This is a genomic window from Microcoleus sp. PH2017_09_SFU_O_A, from assembly GCF_020738625.1.
GTDB lineage: Bacteria > Cyanobacteriota > Cyanobacteriia > Cyanobacteriales > Microcoleaceae > Microcoleus.
Genome location: NZ_JAEQCF010000039.1, coordinates 1 through 20,518 on the forward strand (window position 1 = coordinate 1; position 20,518 = coordinate 20,518).

Sequence of the window (20,518 nt, forward strand, 5' to 3'; positions counted from 1 at the left end):
ATTCCTGTAGTTTTAGGACTGTGGACTAAAATTACTAACGTAGATGTCTAACATTGACTACTTTTGGGTAGCTTTGTCCATGTTTTTACGAGCGGTTTCGCCTTCACTTTCAAAAGTGACACGGTTCATTACAGTTTTGAAGATGGGTTGAGTAGTCACGATCTTTGGCTCACTACTAGAAAAATTTCCATACCTCAATAGTAGAGAAAAGCCCCAGTAAGCTGAAGCCCGATTCTTGCGCTGTTTTGTTGAAATCTTGCTCTTTCGACAAGGTTGGAGGATCTCACCTACACCTTGAGAAACAATCCCCGAAAATTGTTCTTAACGAACTCTTGAATCATCATAGGCGTTGCTCTCATCCGCGCTAATGCGAAAACTCCGATCGTGGCACTAAACAACACATCGACTCCGGCTGAAATAGAAATTGGCGGCGGTAGTTGCCCATCTAGCCGAGCTAGTTCTAAATGTTTGTGAAAAAAGTCTTTGATAAAAATTACGTCTAGATCGATCGCTTGTTGAAGTTCGGGAGTGGGAATTTCGGCAGACATCAACAGATTCACCAAAAAGCAACCGCGCCCCATCCCTTTGGTAGACGCAATTTCGATCGCATTATGGAAATAATTGGCGATCGCATTAACGCCACTTTTATCCGTCTCAAACGCCAGTTTAAACTTTTGCTCGTACCGCTCGAAAGCCGCATAAAATAACACTTCCTTCGAGCCAAAGGCATTAAATAAACTGCCCCGCTTGACTCCCAGCAGTTGCGCCAACTCATCCAAAGATGTCGCACTATAGCCATGCTCCCAGAAATAATCGCAGAGTTGTTCTATGACAGCATCGGTATCGAACGATCGAGGGCGCGGCATGGTTATCGGTAGTTAGCTAAAAATTATCGATGTTTATTCTTGACGGGTTCGACAAAAACGTGTATTCTTGTCTATATCGACAAAAACTATTGTTTCATCAGTATAGCCCATCCGCAAGGGTTTAAGCCTGAGTAATTGTCGATCGAGTAATTATGCAAACAAATCGCAGGAGACAACCATGCCCAGACTTGCACCCAAACCCATTGCCGAACTCGCCACATATGATGAAATGTTCGGGCAACTGGAGGAATTTTTCGGATTTCTGCCTAATGACTATCTGACGATGGGACATAAGCCTGCGGTGATGAAGGCAGTAGTCGAACTAACTGGCGCAGTGCTGCTGACAGCGGGAAAAACCTCGATGACGCTCAGATTGCTCGTGATGTATGTTTCATCCCGTGCGGCTGGTTGTATGTACTGTACGGCGCATTGTGCGGGGCTAGCTCTCAAATATGGGTTGTCGATGGACAAAGTTCAAAATATTCGCGATTACCAGACTCATCCCAGTTTCTCGGCTGCCGAACGCGCGGCGTTGACAGTTGCTGATAAGGCTAATAAAATGCCCAATGCAGTCACGGATGAGGATTTTGGAGAATTGGGTAAATACTTTGAGGATGAAGCGATCGCGGAGATTGTCAGTCTGATTGCGATGATGTCTTTTTACAATAAATGGAATGATACACTGGCAACAACTTTAGAAAAACCACCGCTGGATCTGGCGGCGAGTTCTTTGTCTTGGTGGAATGCTGGCAAACATATTGAGAGCTAGGAAGTCTGTTGCGTTGAAACGAAATAAAAGTCCAAATGTTTTAAATTTGAATTCGATCGAGGGTCGGCTGTTGGGTTACGTGTAGGGACAGCAGCCTAAAGGTTATCTGTTAGCATTCAGCAAAATCTAGACAGCCGTTTTTCCCTCCGTGCCATACCAACGCACAGCGAGTTTGTAGAGGTGGTCGAGTGTCCCAGACAACTCTTTTCCGCGTTCAGTCAAGCTGTAGGTAACTTGAGGTGGAATTGTAGATTCATGGTGACGATGAACTACTTCAATCGATTCCAGTAATCGCAATCTTTCGGTAAGCACCTTCGTTGAGATGCCATCAACTTTACGCCTCAGTTCACCAAAGCGTAATTCGCCGTTTGTGTCGAGAATCCACAAAATGTAGAGTGTCCATGGCTATCTGCTGCCGCTCAACTTTAACGTTATAATCGAAATCTTCATCGCTGCTATTGCTCCCGCAAAGCATACCCGACACCCCGCGCGGTATGAATCAATCTTGGCTCGTTGTTTTGCTCCAACTTCGTGCGGAGATAGCGAACGTAAACCTCGATAATATTTGAGTCGCCCAGAAAATCAAATCCCCAGACATTTTCGATAATTAACTCTCTAGTAAATACTTGGCGAGGATGACTCAATAGGTATTGTAATAACTCAAATTCTTTGGCAGTTAAATTGATCGATCTGCTACCGCGATGGACTTCGCGAGTCCGTCGATTTAAACTTAAATCTTCAAATTGCAACAGATCTTCGTCGGTTTTTTGGGTGCGTCGCAGATGAGAACGGATGCGCGCGAGTAGTTCTTCAATACTAAACGGTTTGACTACATAATCATCGGCTCCCGCATCCAAACCCGTCACGCGATCGCCGACTTCATCTTTAGCTGTCAGTAAAATTACGGGGATAGATATACCAGTCGATCGCAGTCGCCGACAGAGTTCCACGCCTGTAAGTCCTGGCAACATCCAATCCAAAATCGCTAGATCCGGTGCCGCCTCCCGCGCCAAACTCAGTCCCGCCATCCCATCGTGTGCCACACTGACGCGATAACCCTCACTATCTAATTCCAGTTCGATAAATCGGGCGAGTTTAATTTCATCTTCAACCAAGAGGATATGTGCTGTCATTTTGATTTTTGATTTTTGATTGTGGATTGATTTTTCGTTGGATAGCGATCGCTTGGAATTTAAGGATACTCCCCTACAGTACATTGACGTTGACATAGCAACAAGCCAAACCAATCTTGTGGATCTGTCCAAAATTGTAAAGGTTTAAAAGCATGAGCCGATAAATTATCTACTAATGTTGGTAAATGAAACTTGCGAGATATTTCGGTGTGAATCGTTTCTCCAGCCTCGAACTTAACTCGATAGTTTAGGTTTGCAAAAGCTATAGTTTGAGTTACCAAACTGCGGAGATGCATTTCAAGCTGATGTTGCTCCCGATTGTAGAATGCTAAATGCTCGAATCGATCGAGTGCAAAATCACCTCCAAAGCGATGATTGAGATGGCGGAGGATATTGAGGTTAAATTCAGCCGTCACCCCTTGAGCATCATTATACGCAGCTTCAATCGTCTCGATCGATTTTTGTAAATCTACGCCTAAGAGGAAAAATTCTCCAGGCTGGAGTGCCTGTTGAATTTGGGTCAGGAAACTGCTACGCTCTCGATCGGTTAGATTCCCTAGCGTACTACCCAGGAAAATCACCATGCGGTTCCCCAGTTCTGCTGGTGGCAATTGAGCCAGAGCTTGCTCGTAAGTCCCCGCCAAGCCGCACAGTTTTAAGTTGGGGTAGCGTTCCAACAATGCTAGAGCCGTACTCTTGAGAATGCCAGCACTGACATCGATCGGATAATAGTGCAGTTGACGATCGAGTTGACTGTAAGCCTCTAATAACAGGTGAGTTTTCCGAGAGCTACCGCTACCTAATTCTACTAATTCGCAGGTACCCGTGAACTCGGCAATTTCTGAGGCATATTGTTCTAGAATCGCCTGCTCGGTGCGGGTGGGATAGTACTCTGGTAAATCGGTAATTTGCTCGAATAATTCCGAACCGAGATCGTCATAAAAGTAACGACAAGGGAGCATTTTTTGGCTTTGACTCAGCCCTTGGATGACATCCCTACCATCATCGATCGATCCTGCGATGGTATTAAAATTAATCCACCGAAAACGGGGATGCTCGATCGATTCACTCCCGATCTGATTGACGTTCATCTGGTGAGGGGCTAGGGGATAAAGTTAGGTTATCGCGGAGCTAAATTTGCCTCGATAATAACTACGATCCCCGATCGAGCTGAAACACTCCTGAAGAGAAAATGAGAATTTGTTGAGAAACGCGGCGATCGAAACCCAGCGCGATTTAGTCTGTAGAGACTCGATCGCACTCGAGCGACCTAAATTACCTTCGACAATTCCAACTCACGCTTGCGGTCGTTTATGTAATTGATTGTTATAGCATAATTAATACATTAACTATTTGGCTTAATCACCAATACCTCGATCGAATGCCTAGTTCATCGTCCAATGCTAATTTTCTCCAGCAATGGAAATATGCTCTCGCTCCTCACAACTTGGGGCATCAACTGAAACTGGCATCTCAACTGATGTACAGAGATTTTCTAGAGCGGCTCGAACCTTACGATCTGACTCCATTTCACTATCTAGTTCTGTGCTGTCTATGGGAAGAAGATGGGATTACTACAACAGGTATTGCTGACAGACTCAAACAGCTAGGCGCAACACTAACCGGAGTCGTCGATCGCATGGAAGAGCGCAACCTAGTTTACCGAGAACGAAACTCAGCAGATCGCCGTGTCGTCCGCATCTGGCTGACGGAAGAAGGCAAAAGACTCATGTATATTCTGCCACCGCTTGGTGCAGATACCGTTAAAAAGGCAACTGCAAATATTTCCGAAGCAGAGCAGGAAATCGTTCTCAAGCTCCTCGATCGAATCATTCAGAACTTTTCTTAGCGATCCCAGCCTGATGATGTTGACTTTTGGACAATTACTTAATATATTAACTATCAATATATTAAGCAATTGATCCGCATGACTAAAAGCATTGCTGTCTTGCGGTTGTGCTGTTCTCGATCGAAGTACCTTGGAGGAAAAATGCCAAAATTGAGTATCCGTCAGAGAAACTGGCTGCTATCAGCGCATATTGGTTTTGCTGCGCTCTGGACGGGAAGCGTCTTGAGTATGCTGCTACTGTCGCTTAGAAACACAACATCAGTTAATGCCGACGTACTGAATGCTCTAGATTCAGCAATTAATCTTCTAGATGACTGGATTGTCATTCCTTCAGCGATTGGTTCCGTCATCACAGCAACATTTCTGTGCTGGATGACAAATTATGGATTTATCAAGTTCTATTGGGTAATTACTAAGTGGATACTAACGACTGGTTTGGTTGTATTTGGCACATTCTGGCTATTTCCGTGGGGGAATACTGCTGAAAAATTGTCAGGGCAGGAGGGATTACAAGCCCTGAATAATTTGGTTTATAATTTCGATGCCAAAGGTGTATTAATTGGAACTTTCGTTCAAGTTATTTCTTTGGTTGTGATTATTGCGATCTCAGTTCTCAAACCTTGGGGAAGAAGACTAGATAAAGCGAAGAGTCAAGTCAGTGCAGATTAGTAGAGCAGTTACGGCAGCAGCGTCGGACTAGATGGTGGGTACTTTCCACCATCTAGGTTTGGGGTAATTAAACAGGTAAAATGTTTGACATAATTCGTCAACGAGGCTTATAAAATACCAACCCTACAAAACTATCTAATTTACTTCAGCATCACTCTTCTTATGAGTTTTGCTGCTGTTTCCAATCATCTGTCAGGAGTCCTGCAAATCCCCAATCTTCTTCTGCAATCTCCTGAATGACGATGTGTATATGTTCTGGATCTTTGCCAAGAATCCGAACGAGAGAATCAGTTACTTCTTTAACAAGTTGAGCTTTTTGTGTCCTTGTAGAACCTGTGGTAATCTGAATATTAATGTATGGCATATTAATTTTTGCTACACCCTAAACGTGGGGATTAACTTTGTACAATGTTAGGAAAAAACAAAGTAGGTTAGGCACCAATCGCAATCTATATTACTGGTAATTGAGTACCTTTATCATCCCACTTAAATAACGATCGATTCACTACCTGCTTCGATTTCCAGCACCGATTCCCCTACTCGATCTTCATCCCCATATTCCCCCAACTGTTGAATTAACTTCGCTACCAATCCCGTCCATCCCGTCTGGTGACTGGCTCCAATTCCCGCGCCATTATCGCCGTGGAAATATTCATAAAACAACACCAAATCGCGCCAATGCGGGTCGTTTTGAAACTTCTGGGTACCCCCATAAACTGGGCGTTGTCCCGCTGGGTTACGGAGGAAAATCTGGGTGAGTCGCTGGGATAGTTCGGTAGCGACTTCCCACAGAGTCAACATTTGCCCCGAACCTGTCGGACATTCAACTTTGAAATCATCGCCGAGATAGCGATGGAACTTTTGCAGCGATTCAATTAAAAGAAAGTTCACTGGAAACCAAACGGGGCCGCGCCAGTTGGAATTGCCACCAAATAAACCACTGGTAGACTCGGCTGGCTCGTAATCGACGCGAAACTCGGTACCGTTGGTATAGAAGCAATAGGGATGTTCGGCATGATAGCGAGAAACTGCCCGAATTCCGTAATCGCTGAAAAATTCTGATTCGTCGAGCATCTTTTGTAAAATGCGTTGGAGTTTGTCTTTAGAAACGATCGCCAGTAATCGGCGCGCGCCTTTACCTTTGGTTTCCATGCAAGCTACATTACGGCGTAAATCGTGCCGATTTTTGATGAACCATTCCAATCGCTTTTTGAAATTGGGTAATTGCTGTAATGTTTCTGGTTCTAATATTTCTACCGCAAATAGAGGAATTAAGCCGACTAGCGATCGCACTTTCATTTCAATTTGGCGATCGTCGGGAAAATGCAACACGTCGTAATAGAAGCCATCTTCCTCATTCCATAAGGAATCTTCCATTTCCCCAATGTGATTCATCGCATCGGCAATATAGAGATAATGTTCAAAAAATTTGGTAGCAATATCTTCATAAACTGGATTAGTTTTTGCCAATTCTAGCGCGATTTTTAACATATTCAAACAATACATCCCCATCCAACTAGTACCGTCAGATTGGTCGATATATCCGCCCGTCGGTAGTGGCGCACTGCGATCGAATACGCCGATATTATCTAAGCCCAAAAATCCGCCTTGAAAGACATTATTACCCTCGGCATCCTTGCGATTTACCCACCAGGTAAAATTGAGCATCAACTTTTGGAAAACGCGCTCTAGAAACTGGCGATCGGATTTCCCATATAGCTTCTGTTCGATCTTAATATTTTTGAGCGAGGATAGCTTTTTCTCGTTCGAGTTCTTGTTGTGTTACAGCCCTTTGCCGTTCTGCAAGCATCTGGTTGATGGCGTCGGAACCAGTCTGTAGCAAGGCAATTGACTTAGACCTGTAATTGGTGGCAGTTTCTTCTGGTTCTGGTTCGGGAAGCCATAAGTTTAAATCTAATACAGTTTCTTGGGAGTTGACAGCAGTGTAATACTGTCGGATTTTTTGATGCCGTGCCGGCGAGAATTTGATGCCACGTTCGATGCCCAAGTCGGCAACGGCTGCGGCATAGCTGTCTTGAAGTTTGCTCAAGCTACTTCTTGTTCCTCCAAACTCCGTACTCCTGTAGCTGAGTTTTCCCTCATTGTTGATAGGTACCCAGAGACAGTGGATGTGGGGAGTGGCTTCATCGAGGTGCAGGGCGGTTTGAAGAATGTTACTCCCTACGTGTTCTTCGAGCCAGTTAGTTGAAGCTTCTGTCCATAGAACCAGTTGCTTTTGCTGCCAGTACCCATAGTCTTCCGGGCAAGAGGGTCTGAAGTAGCTGGGGGAAGCCCCCAGGAGGATGTCTGCGGCAATGACTGCATCTTTTCGGACTTTTTGAGAGCCAATTTTTGCCCGTGCTAGTTCTACGACTGCTTCGGGCGATGTTTGGCCTTGCAAGATTTCAACAGTCTTGTTTTTGTCAGCATTTGGTACGACAGTGGTTCGGCTGTTATGTCTGGCCGCTGTTCTCAAACATTCGATCGATTTAAGTTTTCCAACTCTCAAAATGGCTTGTGGTGTACGAAACATGGCGGTGTCCTCACCTCCCAAGTTTTGCTCGCTTTCTTATGCTTTTGACTTATGCTTTTGAGACTCTGTGGTTAAATAATTGCCAAGAAGTCGATCGTAACTTGGGCTAATTTCTGTGTCACTAAATCTATCCAAGTCGGGTCATTTTGTGGATGGGGGCGAGTTCACGGGAGAAGTCCCTTAAAGTCGATCGTAACGGGCATCACTGGTATAGCCCTTTTCTGTTCGATGAGGTACCCTTGGGGATTGGGCATAGGGCATCCATAGATCGGTTTGTACCCCGCGCGTGGCTTGAGAACCGCTATACTCCTAACTCATAGCAGCAAAAATAACTGCACTATCCAACAGCAAGCTGAACAATTGCATCAGTTATGATCTGCAAATTAGGCTTTTTGAGATAGGTTTTTCGATTCTGCGCTTTTGTCAAAAAAACAGGTATTTCGATACCCCCAAGTATTCGGTGACTGAAATGGTAAAAAACGGCGCAATGCGGAGTAAGTAAAGACGCGCAATATTTGCTTCCATGCCCCCCTGTAGTATTTGCCTGAATCTCGGTTTTTGGCAATGCCTACCTGCTATTCTATGCAATTTTTGATGGTCTGAAAACACCTGTATTCCTTGTGCTATATGAATATTTGGGTGTGTGGATTAAAATGGATCTAAGTGTAACGTTCATAGACAAAAGTACAACGTTCGCGGACAAAAATGAGATGAAAGTGTACGAAAATAGATGAACTGCGAACGAGTGTTGTAACGTCAAGTTTAGTGTAGTTTTAGTATTGGTAAATCTAGTTTGGTAGCAGTTTGGTAGTGTTCGATCGTAGTAAACCCGAATTTGGTTGCTGCTACGAATCGGTATCATTAAGCACATTTTTTTAAAAATATTGTGCAAATTGTCGATCGAAAAACCGTAGTTTCTTGTGGTACCCAGTGATTCCATTATTTTGAAGCAAGCAGCTTTTCAAGTTCGCTAGCGGCTAAACGTTGCTCTCTCACCCGACTAACTCAAATAGCGTCAGTCAAGCTGAGTAAGGCATAAAGTTTTGGATCGTTCTTGGCAGCTTGGGGGACTGAACGGTACAGAGGCGCGATCGCCTGTCCTCTCACGATACCCTCAGGGTCGGGCCAGATATAAACCTCAGATGGTGAGACAAACCAGCTTGCTTTGCAAAGGTTCAGCAGAATGTGCCCTTGGCAGTCCCCGCGAGAGGGAACCTGGTTGGGCGTAGAATACGTAGCGCAGCCCGTGAACTAGGAATTCCAACACCGCTTGCTTCAAAATTTTTCGCCCTTGAGCCATACCCGCAATGTCTAGAAATGTAATTGAATAATAATGACGATCGAATAATCGCTGTTGGTGGACTCTCCCACCGACAGCGATTATCATTCTGGAACCTAGTATTGTCGTAGAAAACTCGGTTTCTGGACGGCGAGGCGTAAGTTTTAGTAAATTTTTGTAACAAATTGTCGCGTCAGCGCATAAAATCTCGATCGACACCCTGATAGATATACAGGGAACTCGTTTTCTATGCAAACAAGCAATGCCAACCCAACCATCGACTCTGAGGTGCACGTGAAAAAATTAAAAAAAATGTTTGAACAAACTTCCTCTCGCGGGTTTGTTCAAAGTTGTCTGTCGCTGACTGCTTTTACTTTATTGGGATTTACCGTAGTTGAACCAGTCAGCGCCGCCAGTATCCATACAGGTTTTTCCTCCTATGCCATTACAGACCTCGGCCCCGGCAACACTTACAGTATCAACAATCTCGGACAAGTGGTAATGGGTAAAAATGGTGTGGGTTGGATTTGGGAAAACGGTCAATTGACTGAAGTTACCGACAGCACTTGGGCTTACCAAATCAACACTTCCGGTCAAGTTGTGGGCCGATATCTCAGCGAAAATTGGACGGATAATGCCTATTTGTGGGAAAACGGTCAAAGGACAGACCTCGGTTATTTTGGTGGCATTAGCAGTAGCGCTAGTGACATCAATGATGCTGGGCAAATAGTTGGTAAGTTTAACATTACCCAAGAGCAATTTAACCCCTTTGTATGGCAAAGCGGTGTAATGACAAAACTCGATACTCTTGGTTTCAATGGCGGGGCTATGAGTATCAATAACAAAGGGCAAGTAGTTGGTTATTCCGGTCTTGTTTTCGGCATAACTCATGCTGCCTTGTGGGAAAATGGCACGATCGTAGACTTGGGAACTCTGGAAGGACACAACGACAGTATTGCTTACGATATCAACGATCTGGGACAGGCGATCGGCCATTCAGCAGATAAGAACACTCAGCAAAGTAAACCTGTTATCTGGTCAAACGGTAAACTTACAGAACTCAAAACTCTCGGTGGCAATGTCAATTACGGGGTTGCAATTAATAATAAAGGACAAGCAGTCGGTTTTGGTAACACAAGTGTCAATGGCAGCCTCAGTCACGGTTTAATCTGGGAAGACGGCGAAATGGCTAACCTTAACAGTTTGATTCCTGCTGATTCTGGGTGGTTTTTACAGCAAATCAGCGGCATTAACGATCGCGGTCAAATTGTCGGTCAAGGGATTAACCGCGCGACTGGTACAAATCATGCTTTTCTGCTCGATCCTATCAGCGGTAGTTCTCAGCGCAATCCTGTATTACCCGATCGTTTTGAGGATGGTTGGCATATTTTTAATAATGTAGCAAATCGCCTGTGGTTTGACCCGCCAACCTCGGCGGGTTTTGCGTTCAAAATCGGCGAGGATATTGTTGGGTCAAGTCCGATCGCATTTAATCCCAAGCCAACCGAACCATCGCTATTTACGAAAATTCTCAGTTTGCCCAGCGGTATTGATGCTGACGAACTTTTTTCTATCGCAGTTGGCGGTCAAGAAATCGGCAAATTCAAGCCTAATGAAATAGTGGATTTTGTGGCTTTGCTCGGTTACGGCGTATCGGAGTTTAGCGTACTCGGTATCGATGCACCAATCGAGCCGACTAACCCTCTAGCATTCCCAATAAAATTAGAATCAAATCGGGATAAGTTCTCGTTTAAAATGCGGGCGATCGATGGTGCTGAACCTGTTCCCGAACCTTCAGAAATTGGAGGGATAGTAACTGCGGCTGCAATTTTCGGCGGCTTGTTATGGAAACGCAAACGCAGCGATCGAAAAGTGCAAATCAAGTAATCTTTTGCGGGGGCGATCGATTATATTTAATTAAGCTGTTTTACATTTAAATCGATCGGGCTATCTCGGCAAGGCTTGCGGTTTCAGCACTCAAAAATCCCAGTTTAAATGCGAAACAGCTTAGGGTTTGCTGAATAATCGCCCGCAAAGAACAAGTCCGATTTCTGGTATCCCCTTGACAACTGCCATACAGGCTTAACTTATTACCCATGGGTAGAGGCTGTGGGTACGGTGGCAGTTGCGGTTTGGCAAGGTTGAGGGCGCGCCACAACAACGAAACTTCGCCGTGTGGGGGGCGGTTCGGCAAGGTTGAGGGCGCGCCACAACAACGAAACTTCGCCGTGTGGGGGTAAGTTCCGGTTCGAGAATGTTTTGGCGAGATCCCTTCCTGAGCCGACTTCTGGCGGCTCCATTCTCCAATTTATAAAGTTTTATGAAGATTAGGCAGCGTTCTGCATAAAACTAACGCCTGCTTCCAGATAGATAAGTAACGGCCGATTTTTGAGGGTGACGGGAACTCTACCTTTAACCCTCGCTGGCTGTGGGACTCGTGCATCAACAACAGAAACTGGGTTTTTTGCCCTGCGTGCGATCGCTAGAAATTGCCAGGATTGTTTTATAAAATGCCACTAAAAATTCTGTCTTACCAGTTGACAAATTGCAAATTACCAGCGTTCGATCGAACTTATACAAAACAGGAGTAAAAACTCAAATGGTTTGTCAAATCTTCATAAAGCCTTCATCAAGTCTTCATCAAAATATCGATTGACAGGAGAGAAAAAATGCCTAATAATATAGTTCGTCAAAAAGATTTTCATGATTCATCCATTAAAGCCTCATATTATCATTCTGAGTGAGGCAAAGCATCTTAAACGACAGTTTAAGTATTAAAAATTCGCCATACCTGTATTTATTTCCGGGTCGTTGTTTTTTGATAAACCTAAGTTGATTAAGGAAAGGGGTGTATAAAATGTCCAATATTCAAATCGGTAGCCTCAACGATAACTATTTCTCGATCGGTTCTACGGATAACACCGATCCTAAAGATAGCTATTTTTTCAGTCTTCCCAGGATGGGTAGCGCCCGCATCTCCGCGATCGGTGTTAGTGGCGATATCAATATGGAACTGCGCGACAAAGAAGGGAAGGTAATCAAAAGTATTTCAACTAGCGACGTAAAAGCTGGAATTATTAACATCGATAATTTAGGGGCGGCGGATTATATTTTAAATATTTCTCCTGTTTCCGGCTACACAAATTATCAAGTCAGTTTAACTGCCGATGGTAGAATCGATCCGTTAAGCGGTTTGGGGGTTGATGCGGGATTTTTTGTCTCGCAAAAAAGTGAAGTAGGCTTCGATTTTCTCAACGATGGCGGCAGATATCAAGGGGAAATAGCTATTTTTAGTCTCGATGGTATGGAGCGATTTGCTTCAGATTATAAGGGATTTATGAAGGAAGCTGCCAGACGATCGCTGAGTAATTCTGTATTGGGTCATATCACGATTTTTGAATCCGTAGAGGGGGGAAATCCTCTATTTCGTGGCACTTTGGGAGAAGAAAATTATAATGATGGGCCGTATCAGGGCGTGAAGACATTTACCACAACTCCCGGAAAGGCTTATGCTGTAATGTTGGTGCCAAATGGTACAGTGCAAGAGGTTTTTAACAATCCCGATATTGGTGGAGATAAGCGCCCGCTGTTTTCGTTATCTAGTCTCAACCCAAATGATGCTTGGTTGTACGGTCAAATAGCGGACGTTGATGGTGGTGGCTTGGTATTTTCCCTAGAGGATCAGCGGGTTGATACGGGTTCGGATGGCGATTATCAGGATGTTATTTTTAAGTTGACAGGTGCGATCGGCAAAGCTGTACCGTTGAAAGAAGTAATTAATCCGGCTAAGGATTGGACTACTTCTGAAGGCGGGAAGAAATTTATCGATTTTCTCAAATCAAAGCCACCAATAAATACGCCACCGAAAGACTTACAGTTCGATTTAAAAGCCATTTATAAAATTGGTGAAACGATTGAGTTAACAAGTGGAAAAGTAATCGATGGTAATGGGGCGATCGACCTAGACAGAATAAAATTATCATTGCGAAAAGCAGGCGATGAGTGGACTAATTTAGCAGATGCAACGAATTTTACAGCCGGCAGTCAGGGGTTGGCAACTTTTAGTTATTCTTTACCTGCTTTAGGGGCGGGGAATTATGAATTAAGGGCGATCGCCTATGACAAAGCAGGCGCTACCAGCGAGACGGTACTCAAAAGCTTTAGTGTCAAAGAAGCTACAGTTACGCCAACTCCGACACCGCCAACTCCGACACCTACGCCGCCAACTCCGACACCGCCAACAAATACAGCTCCTAAAAACTTGCAATTTGATGTTTTACCTGCTTACAAAGTGGGAGAACAAATCAGCTTTACAGGCGGTAAAGTTTACGACGCCGACGGTGTTGATAACCTGGAAAAAGTAGAGTTTTCTAGAAAGAAGGAAGGCGGAGAATGGATGAAGGTTATTAATGCTGAAAATTTCATCGCTGACAGTCAAGGCTGGGGAACTTTTAGCTATTATTTGTCGGATTTAAGTGCAGGGGAGTATGAGGTAAAGGCGATCGCCTATGACAAAGCAGGCGCTACCAGCGAGACGGTACTCAAAAGCTTTATTGTCAAAGAAGCTACGGTTACGCCAACTCCGACACCGACACCGCCAACCCCGACACCTACGCCGCCAACTCCGACACCGCCAACAAATACAGCTCCTAAAAACTTGCAATTTGATGTTTTACCTGCTTACACAGTGGGAGAAACAATCAGCTTTACAGGCGGTAAAGTTTACGACGCCGACGGTGTTGATAACCTGGAAAAAGTAGAATTTTCTAGAAAGAAGGAAGGCGGAGAATGGCTCAAGGTTATTAATGCTGAAAATTTCATCGCTGATAGTCAAGGCTGGGGAACTTTTAGCTATTATTTGTCGGATTTAAGTGCAGGTGAGTATGAGGTAAAGGCGATCGCCTATGACAAAGCAGGCGCTACCAGCGAGACGGTACTCAAAAGCTTTATTGTAAAAGAAGCTACAGTTACGCCAACCCCAACTCCGACACCGCCACCCCCAACTCCGACACCGCCAACCCCAACTCCGACACCGCCAACTCCAACTCCGACACCGCCAACTCCAACTCCGGTTAACCGATCGCCAGAAAATTTGCAATTTAGCCTGCCAAATATTGCTAAACCCAATGAGGCAATTCCGCTAACAAATGGCAAAATTTTTGATGCTAATGGAGCTGATACTTTAGCCAAAGTAGATTTTTGGTTGCAGAAAGAGGGGGGAGAATGGACAGATATTAATGATGTTACTACTTTTACTTCCGACAGTTCCGACAATCGTTGGGCAACTTTTAATTATACGTTGAGTGGGTTAGTGGCGGGTAAATATCAGTTGAAGGCAATCGGCTACGATAAATCTGGTGCAGCTAGCAATGAAGCGAGTCGCAATTTGTTAGTCAATAGTGCGCCGGGGGATTTACAATTTAGAACTTTACCTCTCTATACCAAGGGTGAAAAAATTAGCTTTAGTGGCGCTAAGGTTTTTGATACAGAAGGAGTCAGCGATATTGCTAAAGTCGATTTCTGGTTCCAAAAAGAAGGTGGTGAGAAAATTGAAATCGCTAATGATGTTACTGAATTTACCACTGACAGTGATGGGTTCGGCCGATTTAACTTTAGTGATAATTTGAGCGGTTTAGCACCGGGGCGCTATCAATTATCGGCGATCGCCTATGATAAAGCAGGTGGTGCTAGCCCGGTTGCGAGTCAAAAGTTTGCGCTGATTAGCGATCCGGGTGCAGATGGGTTGTCTGATGAAGTCAGATTGGCGATCGCAGGTTCAGCTAATCTAAAAAAATACGATCCAGAAACCTTGGCTAAAACGCGAGAATGGTTAGTTTGGCTGACCCCCGGCAGTTCTTCCTCGCAGTTGGCTAGTAGTTTAGGCGCTTTAGATTTAGGTACAGCCGGACACATTCCCAACACTTACCGATGGCAATTTCCAGAAGATGCCGATCCATTGCAAGTTCAGCAGTCTTTACTTTCGCTCAGTCCGGTAGAATTTGCCTATCCCCTTGTTCCCATACAGCCAAAATTGCTGTCGGAACCCAAGGATGAACCTTTGGTAAAAGATGGAACTCAGTGGCACTTGCAAACAGGCATTAACCCAACCGCTAATGTGATGTCTGCTTGGGAGTTAGCGCGAGGGAAGGGTGTAGTTATTGGCATTGTTGACGACGGCTTTGAGTACGAGCATCCAGAATTGAAATCTCAATATCGATCGGATCTGAGTTGGGATTTCAACGAAAATGATGCCAATCCCTTACCCACTTACCAGGGGAAAGTGATTAAGGAATATTCCCCGGACAGTTCCCTGAATAGTGGAATCAGAGACTTTCGGCAGACGACTTTCCCTATAAAGGTTCCTCTGACGGGAGTGGTAACAGACGTAAACGTTCAACTGAATATCCAGCACCCCAAAATCTCTGATTTGGAAGGGTATTTGGTAAGCCCCAAAGAACCTATATTTGACCCCCTAGTTTTCCGGTCTTCGTGGCGCAATTGGTTCCCCAGACCGGGCGATCCGCCTGCTGCACCACCAGAAGTTGAACTATTCCGAAATATCGGCGGTAGTGGCAGTAATTTTTCTGGTACAACATTTGACGATCGAGCAACAACACCAATCTCGACCGCCTTTGCACCTTTTACGGGCAGTTTCAAACCGCAGGTGAGTTTGGCCGATGCTAATAACCAGTGGGCACCGGGTTATTGGCAATTAAGGATTAACAATGAAGGACAGTTAAACACTGGAAAAATTAATCAGTTTGGTTTGGATTTCAGTACCTACAATCCTCATGGAACATCGGTAGCAGGAGTTGCGCTTGCTAATGGTTCTAATGGCTATCAAGGCAGTGGAGTTGCTCCGGAAGCTTCCTTCGCTGGATTGCGCCTAATTGCTGATAAATTTGACGATATAATTTTAGCGAATGCGCTGTATGACGTGTCTGGTAAAAATCGCAATGAGTCTATTGATATCTACAACAATAGTTGGAAGGAAGAGAATTGGCTGAGCGACTCCGGGCCTGGTGTGACAGCGATGAAGATGGGAGTCAAACAGGGGCGCGGCGGACTCGGTAATATCTATGTTTTTGGTGCTGGTAACGATGCCTTAGATGACGGAAATGTCAACTATAACGGATTGGCTAATTCTCGCTATGCGATCGCCGTAGGTGCGATCGACAATCGGGGCTACAAGTCACCTTATAGCGAACCGGGAGCCTCTCTATTAGTATCTGCATATTCGAGTGGCAACGGAATCGGTATTACCACACCCGATCTGCAAGGTAGCAGGGGATACGACGAGAAGGACTATACCACTGGCTTTGGCGGAACTTCAGCGGCGGCACCTTTCGTATCAGGGGTTGTTGCCTTGATGTTAGAAAAAAATCGCTCTTTGAGTTGGCGGGACGTGCAGCACATCTTAGTAGGAACTGCTCAGAAAAATGATGCTTTCGATCCAGGTTGGTCACAAAATGGAGTAGGGAATTGGGTTAACCATAAATACGGTTTTGGGGCTGTCGATCCAAAAGCTGCGGTGGAAAAAGCTGCTAATTGGACATCTGTCGATCGAGAATTTCAGGTGAGTTCTAACTTAGAAAATGTCATGGTAAGTATCCCTGATGGTAAAGAAACAGGTTTGTCTTCAACGATAACAATTAATGAAGATATTAATGTAGAGAAGGTTGAAGTTTTGTTTGATAGTGACCACAAGGATTGGAGCGATTTAACGATAAAACTAAAATCGCCAGACGGTACAAATTCGCTTTTAATGCAGGCATTACCTAAAGAAGGAAATCCCAACAATAACTATCAAATAAAACCTGAATCAACTGACTCTTGGCTATTCACTTCTAATCGCACCTGGGGAGAATCTGCTAAGGGCGACTGGACATTAGAAGTTATTGATGAAAACGGAAATCAAATTCAAGGATTCTGGGATAGTTGGAAGCTAAATATTTACGGAACTAAGCCAAATGTATCTATAGAGGCAACAGATCCGAGTGCTTCAGAAAATGGCGATCCTGGTACAGTGACTATTTCTCGGAAGGGTCAAACAAAATACAATTTGAAGGTCGATTATTTGGTGGGAGGAACAGCTAGTGCAGGTCTAGATTATCAGAGATTGAGTGGAAGTGTCACGATTCCTGCCGGTCAGTCAAGTGTCGCCATTCCGATCGTTCCAGTTGATGACAATTTAGTGGAAGGAGATGAAACGGTAGCGCTTACGTTATCAACAGGTCAAGGTTACACTATTGGGAAAGATGGCAGTGCGACAGTGACGATCGCCGATAATGATGAGCCACCGAATGTTGTTACCAATACCAAAGACAGTGGGCCTGGTAGTTTACGGGCGGTTTTAAATTGGGCCAATAGCAGCCCTGGCAAGGATACAGTTCTCTTCAAAATTCCGAGTACCGATGCGGGCTACAATACCAGCACCAATGCTTTTACCATTCGACCGCTATCGCCACTGCCACAAATTACCGATTCAGCGATTATTGATGGCATGACTCAGCCAGGATATTCAACTCGACCAGTAATTGAATTAGATGGCAGTAATGTATCAGTGGATGGTTTGTATATCTCTGCTGGCAACAGTACGGTTAGAGGATTGACAATCAACCGTTTTGGTGTTGACGCTATTCGATTGGCTGGTAATGGCGGCAACATCATTGAAGGAAACTTCATCGGTACAGATGTAACTGGCACTCAAGATTTAGGTACGGGCTTTAGTGGCATTTCAGTTTGGTCGCCTAATAATACTATTGGCGGTACAACACTTAAAGCAAGAAATATCATATCGGGTAACGATCGTGTTGGCATTTACATAGAGGGGGCAAGTGCTAGCAATAACCTCATTCAGGGCAACTATATCGGTAGCGATATCACGGGTACTCAAAAATTGGGAAATACAAAAGGTGGTATTTTGATGTTGGGTGCGCCTAACAATACTATTGGTGGAACAGCACTTGGGGCATCAAACTTGATATTCAGTAACGGTAGAAACGGTATCTATCTTATGGGTGATGGTGCAACGGGCAATGCTATTTTGTCTAATTCTATTTCTGGGAACGAACTCTTGGGAATCGATTTAGGAGATAATGGATTGACTGTAAATGATGTGGGAGATAGCGACACTGGTCCTAACAAATTCCAGAATTTCCCTGAGTTGACTTCCGCTATCTCTAGCGGTGAGACTACGGTAATTGAAGGGAAGATAAACAGCACTCCCAACACTACATTCAGAGTAGAGTTCTTCTCTAACAAGGTTTTAGATGACTCTGGTTTTGGTAGTGGTGAATTTGGTAGTGGTGGTTTTGGCGGTGGCGGTTATGGAGAAGGAGAGAACTTCCTTGGATTCCAGATTGTGACGACCGATAGTAGTGGCAATGCGACAGTCGCCGTTAAGTTACCGTTGGCTGTTCCCATCGGTCAATTTATTACTGCTACTGCTACTGACCAGAATAATAACACTTCGGAGTTTTCTCAAGGAATTGCGATCGCAGCTAATCCAGCATCCACAGAACTATTTACCGACATTAATGCTAATTTGGACGGAGTTTTCTACAGTTCGGCAGCTTGGGGAGATTACGATAACGATAGCGATCTAGATATTTTGGTGACAGGCACAAACGGTCCGAATTCTGTAGCCAAAGTTTACCGAAACGATAGCGGCAACTTTACAGATGTTAATGCTGCTTTGACTGGAGTTAAGAATAGTTCGATCGATTGGGGAGATTATGACAGAGATGGCGATCTTGATATTCTGCTAACAGGTTTGGATAATGCCTCAAATCCAGTCTCGAAAGTTTATCGGAACGATGGCGGTAATTTTACGGATGTCAGTGCTAACTTGCAAGGAGTTTGGAATAGTTCAGCAAATTGGGGAGATTACGATAATGATGGCGATCTCGATATACTTCTGACAGGTGGTGCCATTATTTCTGGTTCCTCGGTTAAGATTGCGAAAGTCTACCGTAATGACAGCGGTAGTTTTACAGATACAGCCGCAAATTTACAGGGAGTTTGGCAGGGTTCAACAGATTGGGGTGACTACGACAAAGACGGAGATCTCGATATTCTCATAACTGGTAATTCTGATGGTTCAGTTTCAGCAGATATCTCTAAGATTTATCGCAACGATAATGGCAGTTTCACAGATATAGGTGCGCCATTAACGGGCGTTTTTTCGGGTGATGCAGCTTGGGGAGACTATGACAATGACGGCGATCTAGATGTACTTTTGACTGGTTTAACGCCGAGCAATTCATCTCCGGTTGCTAAGATTTATCGCAATGATGCTGGCAGTTTCACGGAGATTCAAGCGGGCTTGCAGGGAGCTTATTATAGCTCTGTAGATTGGGGAGATTACGATAATGACGGGGACTTAGATATTCTTTTGACAGGTGCTTCGCCATCCAGAATCTCAAAACTCTACCGCAATGATGGCGGCAGGTTTACCGATATTAGTACCAACTTACAAGGAGTTTTTGGCAGTTCAGTAAGTTGGGGAGACTATGACAACGATCGCGACTTGGATCTGCTCTTAGCTGGCAATCGCTTGGGTTCTCCTTCTGCTAGTACCAAAGTTTACAGAAACAACCTTTTCACTGTAAATACTGTCCCGGTAATACCCGCTGGACTGATCTCTTCAGTTAATGGTAATTCTGTCAGCCTAAACTGGAGTCCTGCTACTGATGCTGAAACACCGCAAGCAGGTTTAACTTATAACCTGCGAGTAGGAACAACTCCTGGAGGTTCAGATATTATGTCTCCGATGGCTAATAGCAATGGCACTCGCAAAGTAGTTCAAATGGGCAATGTCAATCAAAACACAAATTGGACGCTGAAAAATCTCAGACCGGGTACTTATTATTGGAGCGTACAAGCAATTGACACTGCTTTTGCAGGTTCGACATTTGCTACTGAAGGCAGCTTTACAGTTTTAGGTGTAGGTGCAATTGGAAATATAAGCACTACAGTTACACCTATTTCTTAATAATATCCGTAGTTAGATCTGTAGGTTGGGTTGAACGAAGAGAACCCTCCGCTAAACGCTCCGCCCAACATCAACTAGAAGAAGGTGTTGGGCGAAGCGGAGGGATCATTCTTAAACCCAACCTACTTATGTGAGCGTAGTCGAAGGGTCGAAATGCCTACTTCGACTACGCTCAGTGACCAAAGCACCTTAGCGACTGCTATATCTTCGGCTCTTTGTGTTGTAAGATAACTAGGACTTGCATATAAATACTAAAAAAACCAGGTTTTTTATGAGTATTCAAGGTCGGGAGTGCCTTATTTTTGTAAAAAAAATCGGTTTCTGCCTCCAGGACTAATCATCTTAATATTTTCATCGATCGCCCGTTTTTATATCCTGCATCCCCGTGAAAAATAAAACAAAATTAAAAATATTCTGTATTCTT

14 protein-coding genes are annotated in these 20,518 nt (G+C 44.4%); 5 read left to right on the top strand and 9 right to left on the bottom strand.

All coding sequences use genetic code 11. The features are described from left to right. Positions 1 to 287: 287 nt before the first annotated feature. Complete coding sequence (locus JGK16_RS16225; protein WP_293187024.1) at positions 288 to 866, bottom strand: TetR/AcrR family transcriptional regulator; 579 nt, start codon at positions 864 to 866, stop codon at positions 288 to 290. Between the two features lie 178 nt (positions 867 to 1,044). Here JGK16_RS16225 and JGK16_RS16230 point away from each other — a divergent pair, with 178 nt between their 5' ends. After that, positions 1,045 to 1,635 carry a carboxymuconolactone decarboxylase family protein gene (locus JGK16_RS16230; protein ID WP_293187025.1) on the top strand — a complete coding sequence of 197 codons (591 nt, stop codon included), beginning with the start codon at positions 1,045 to 1,047 and terminating at the stop codon, positions 1,633 to 1,635. Positions 1,636 to 1,761: 126 nt separating this feature from the next. Here the strand turns inward: JGK16_RS16230 and JGK16_RS16235 are convergent, their stop codons facing one another. The 3 genes from JGK16_RS16235 to egtD form a co-directional block, all read right to left on the bottom strand. Continuing rightward, on the bottom strand, positions 1,762 to 2,025 hold the full coding sequence (locus tag JGK16_RS16235; protein WP_293187032.1) for a winged helix-turn-helix transcriptional regulator: 264 nt from the start codon (positions 2,023 to 2,025) through the stop codon (positions 1,762 to 1,764). A 65-nt stretch (positions 2,026 to 2,090) separates the two neighbouring features. After that, positions 2,091 to 2,768: a response regulator transcription factor gene (locus tag JGK16_RS16240; protein WP_293187026.1), complete on the bottom strand. Its 678-nt coding sequence runs from the start codon at positions 2,766 to 2,768 to the stop codon at positions 2,091 to 2,093. Between the two features lie 59 nt (positions 2,769 to 2,827). Further along, the gene (gene egtD / locus JGK16_RS16245; protein ID WP_293187027.1) at positions 2,828 to 3,859 is read right to left on the bottom strand and encodes an L-histidine N(alpha)-methyltransferase; all 1,032 of its coding nucleotides are present in this window, start codon (positions 3,857 to 3,859) and stop codon (positions 2,828 to 2,830) included. A gap of 290 nt (positions 3,860 to 4,149) precedes the next feature. On the opposite strand from egtD, the gene JGK16_RS16250 reads away from it, so the two are divergent. Both JGK16_RS16250 and JGK16_RS16255 read left to right on the top strand, forming a co-directional pair. After that, positions 4,150 to 4,617: a MarR family transcriptional regulator gene (locus JGK16_RS16250; RefSeq protein ID WP_293187028.1), complete on the top strand. Its 468-nt coding sequence runs from the start codon at positions 4,150 to 4,152 to the stop codon at positions 4,615 to 4,617. 78 nt (positions 4,618 to 4,695) lie between these two features. Further along, positions 4,696 to 5,286, top strand: a complete 591-nt coding sequence (locus JGK16_RS16255; protein ID WP_293187029.1) for a hypothetical protein — start codon at positions 4,696 to 4,698, stop codon at positions 5,284 to 5,286. A 160-nt stretch (positions 5,287 to 5,446) separates the two neighbouring features. Here the strand turns inward: JGK16_RS16255 and JGK16_RS16260 are convergent, their stop codons facing one another. The 4 genes from JGK16_RS16260 to JGK16_RS16275 form a co-directional block, all read right to left on the bottom strand. After that, positions 5,447 to 5,650, bottom strand: coding sequence for a 4-oxalocrotonate tautomerase family protein (locus JGK16_RS16260; RefSeq protein ID WP_293187030.1), 204 nt, complete (start codon positions 5,648 to 5,650; stop codon positions 5,447 to 5,449). Between the two features lie 122 nt (positions 5,651 to 5,772). Next, entirely contained in the window at positions 5,773 to 6,954 is a 1,182-nt protein-coding gene (locus JGK16_RS16265) for a hypothetical protein (protein ID WP_325315433.1), read from the bottom strand. A gap of 64 nt (positions 6,955 to 7,018) precedes the next feature. Further along, positions 7,019 to 7,819: a MobV family relaxase gene (mobV, locus tag JGK16_RS16270; protein WP_293191339.1), complete on the bottom strand. Its 801-nt coding sequence runs from the start codon at positions 7,817 to 7,819 to the stop codon at positions 7,019 to 7,021. Between the two features lie 1,138 nt (positions 7,820 to 8,957). Next, complete coding sequence (locus JGK16_RS16275) at positions 8,958 to 9,206, bottom strand: hypothetical protein (protein ID WP_293182998.1); 249 nt, start codon at positions 9,204 to 9,206, stop codon at positions 8,958 to 8,960. Positions 9,207 to 9,347: 141 nt separating this feature from the next. Here JGK16_RS16275 and JGK16_RS16280 point away from each other — a divergent pair, with 141 nt between their 5' ends. Further along, the gene (locus JGK16_RS16280) at positions 9,348 to 10,985 is read left to right on the top strand and encodes a PEP-CTERM sorting domain-containing protein (RefSeq protein WP_293191341.1); all 1,638 of its coding nucleotides are present in this window, start codon (positions 9,348 to 9,350) and stop codon (positions 10,983 to 10,985) included. 46 nt (positions 10,986 to 11,031) lie between these two features. Here the strand turns inward: JGK16_RS16280 and JGK16_RS16285 are convergent, their stop codons facing one another. Next, positions 11,032 to 11,292: a hypothetical protein gene (locus JGK16_RS16285; RefSeq protein WP_293191343.1), complete on the bottom strand. Its 261-nt coding sequence runs from the start codon at positions 11,290 to 11,292 to the stop codon at positions 11,032 to 11,034. Positions 11,293 to 11,955: 663 nt separating this feature from the next. Here JGK16_RS16285 and JGK16_RS16290 point away from each other — a divergent pair. Continuing rightward, positions 11,956 to 20,094, top strand: coding sequence for a S8 family serine peptidase (locus JGK16_RS16290; protein WP_293191345.1), 8,139 nt, complete (start codon positions 11,956 to 11,958; stop codon positions 20,092 to 20,094). The last annotated feature ends 424 nt before the right edge of the window (positions 20,095 to 20,518 follow it).

Excerpts from the sequence above, each read along its gene's own strand:
- JGK16_RS16255 (WP_293187029.1), top strand. The coding sequence starts at position 4,696 with ATGACTAAAAGCATTGCTGTCTTGCGGTTGTGCTGTTCTCGATCGAAG.
- JGK16_RS16260 (WP_293187030.1), bottom strand. The coding sequence starts at position 5,650 with ATGCCATACATTAATATTCAGATTACCACAGGTTCTACAAGGACACAA.
- JGK16_RS16290 (WP_293191345.1), top strand. The coding sequence starts at position 11,956 with ATGTCCAATATTCAAATCGGTAGCCTCAACGATAACTATTTCTCGATC.
- mobV (WP_293191339.1), bottom strand. The coding sequence starts at position 7,819 with ATGTTTCGTACACCACAAGCCATTTTGAGAGTTGGAAAACTTAAATCG.
- egtD (WP_293187027.1), bottom strand. The coding sequence starts at position 3,859 with ATGAACGTCAATCAGATCGGGAGTGAATCGATCGAGCATCCCCGTTTT.
- JGK16_RS16250 (WP_293187028.1), top strand. The coding sequence starts at position 4,150 with ATGCCTAGTTCATCGTCCAATGCTAATTTTCTCCAGCAATGGAAATAT.
- JGK16_RS16265 (WP_325315433.1), bottom strand. The coding sequence starts at position 6,954 with ATGCTCAATTTTACCTGGTGGGTAAATCGCAAGGATGCCGAGGGTAAT.
- JGK16_RS16275 (WP_293182998.1), bottom strand. The coding sequence starts at position 9,206 with ATGATAATCGCTGTCGGTGGGAGAGTCCACCAACAGCGATTATTCGAT.
- JGK16_RS16240 (WP_293187026.1), bottom strand. The coding sequence starts at position 2,768 with ATGACAGCACATATCCTCTTGGTTGAAGATGAAATTAAACTCGCCCGA.
- JGK16_RS16280 (WP_293191341.1), top strand. The coding sequence starts at position 9,348 with ATGCAAACAAGCAATGCCAACCCAACCATCGACTCTGAGGTGCACGTG.
- JGK16_RS16225 (WP_293187024.1), bottom strand. The coding sequence starts at position 866 with ATGCCGCGCCCTCGATCGTTCGATACCGATGCTGTCATAGAACAACTC.
- JGK16_RS16230 (WP_293187025.1), top strand. The coding sequence starts at position 1,045 with ATGCCCAGACTTGCACCCAAACCCATTGCCGAACTCGCCACATATGAT.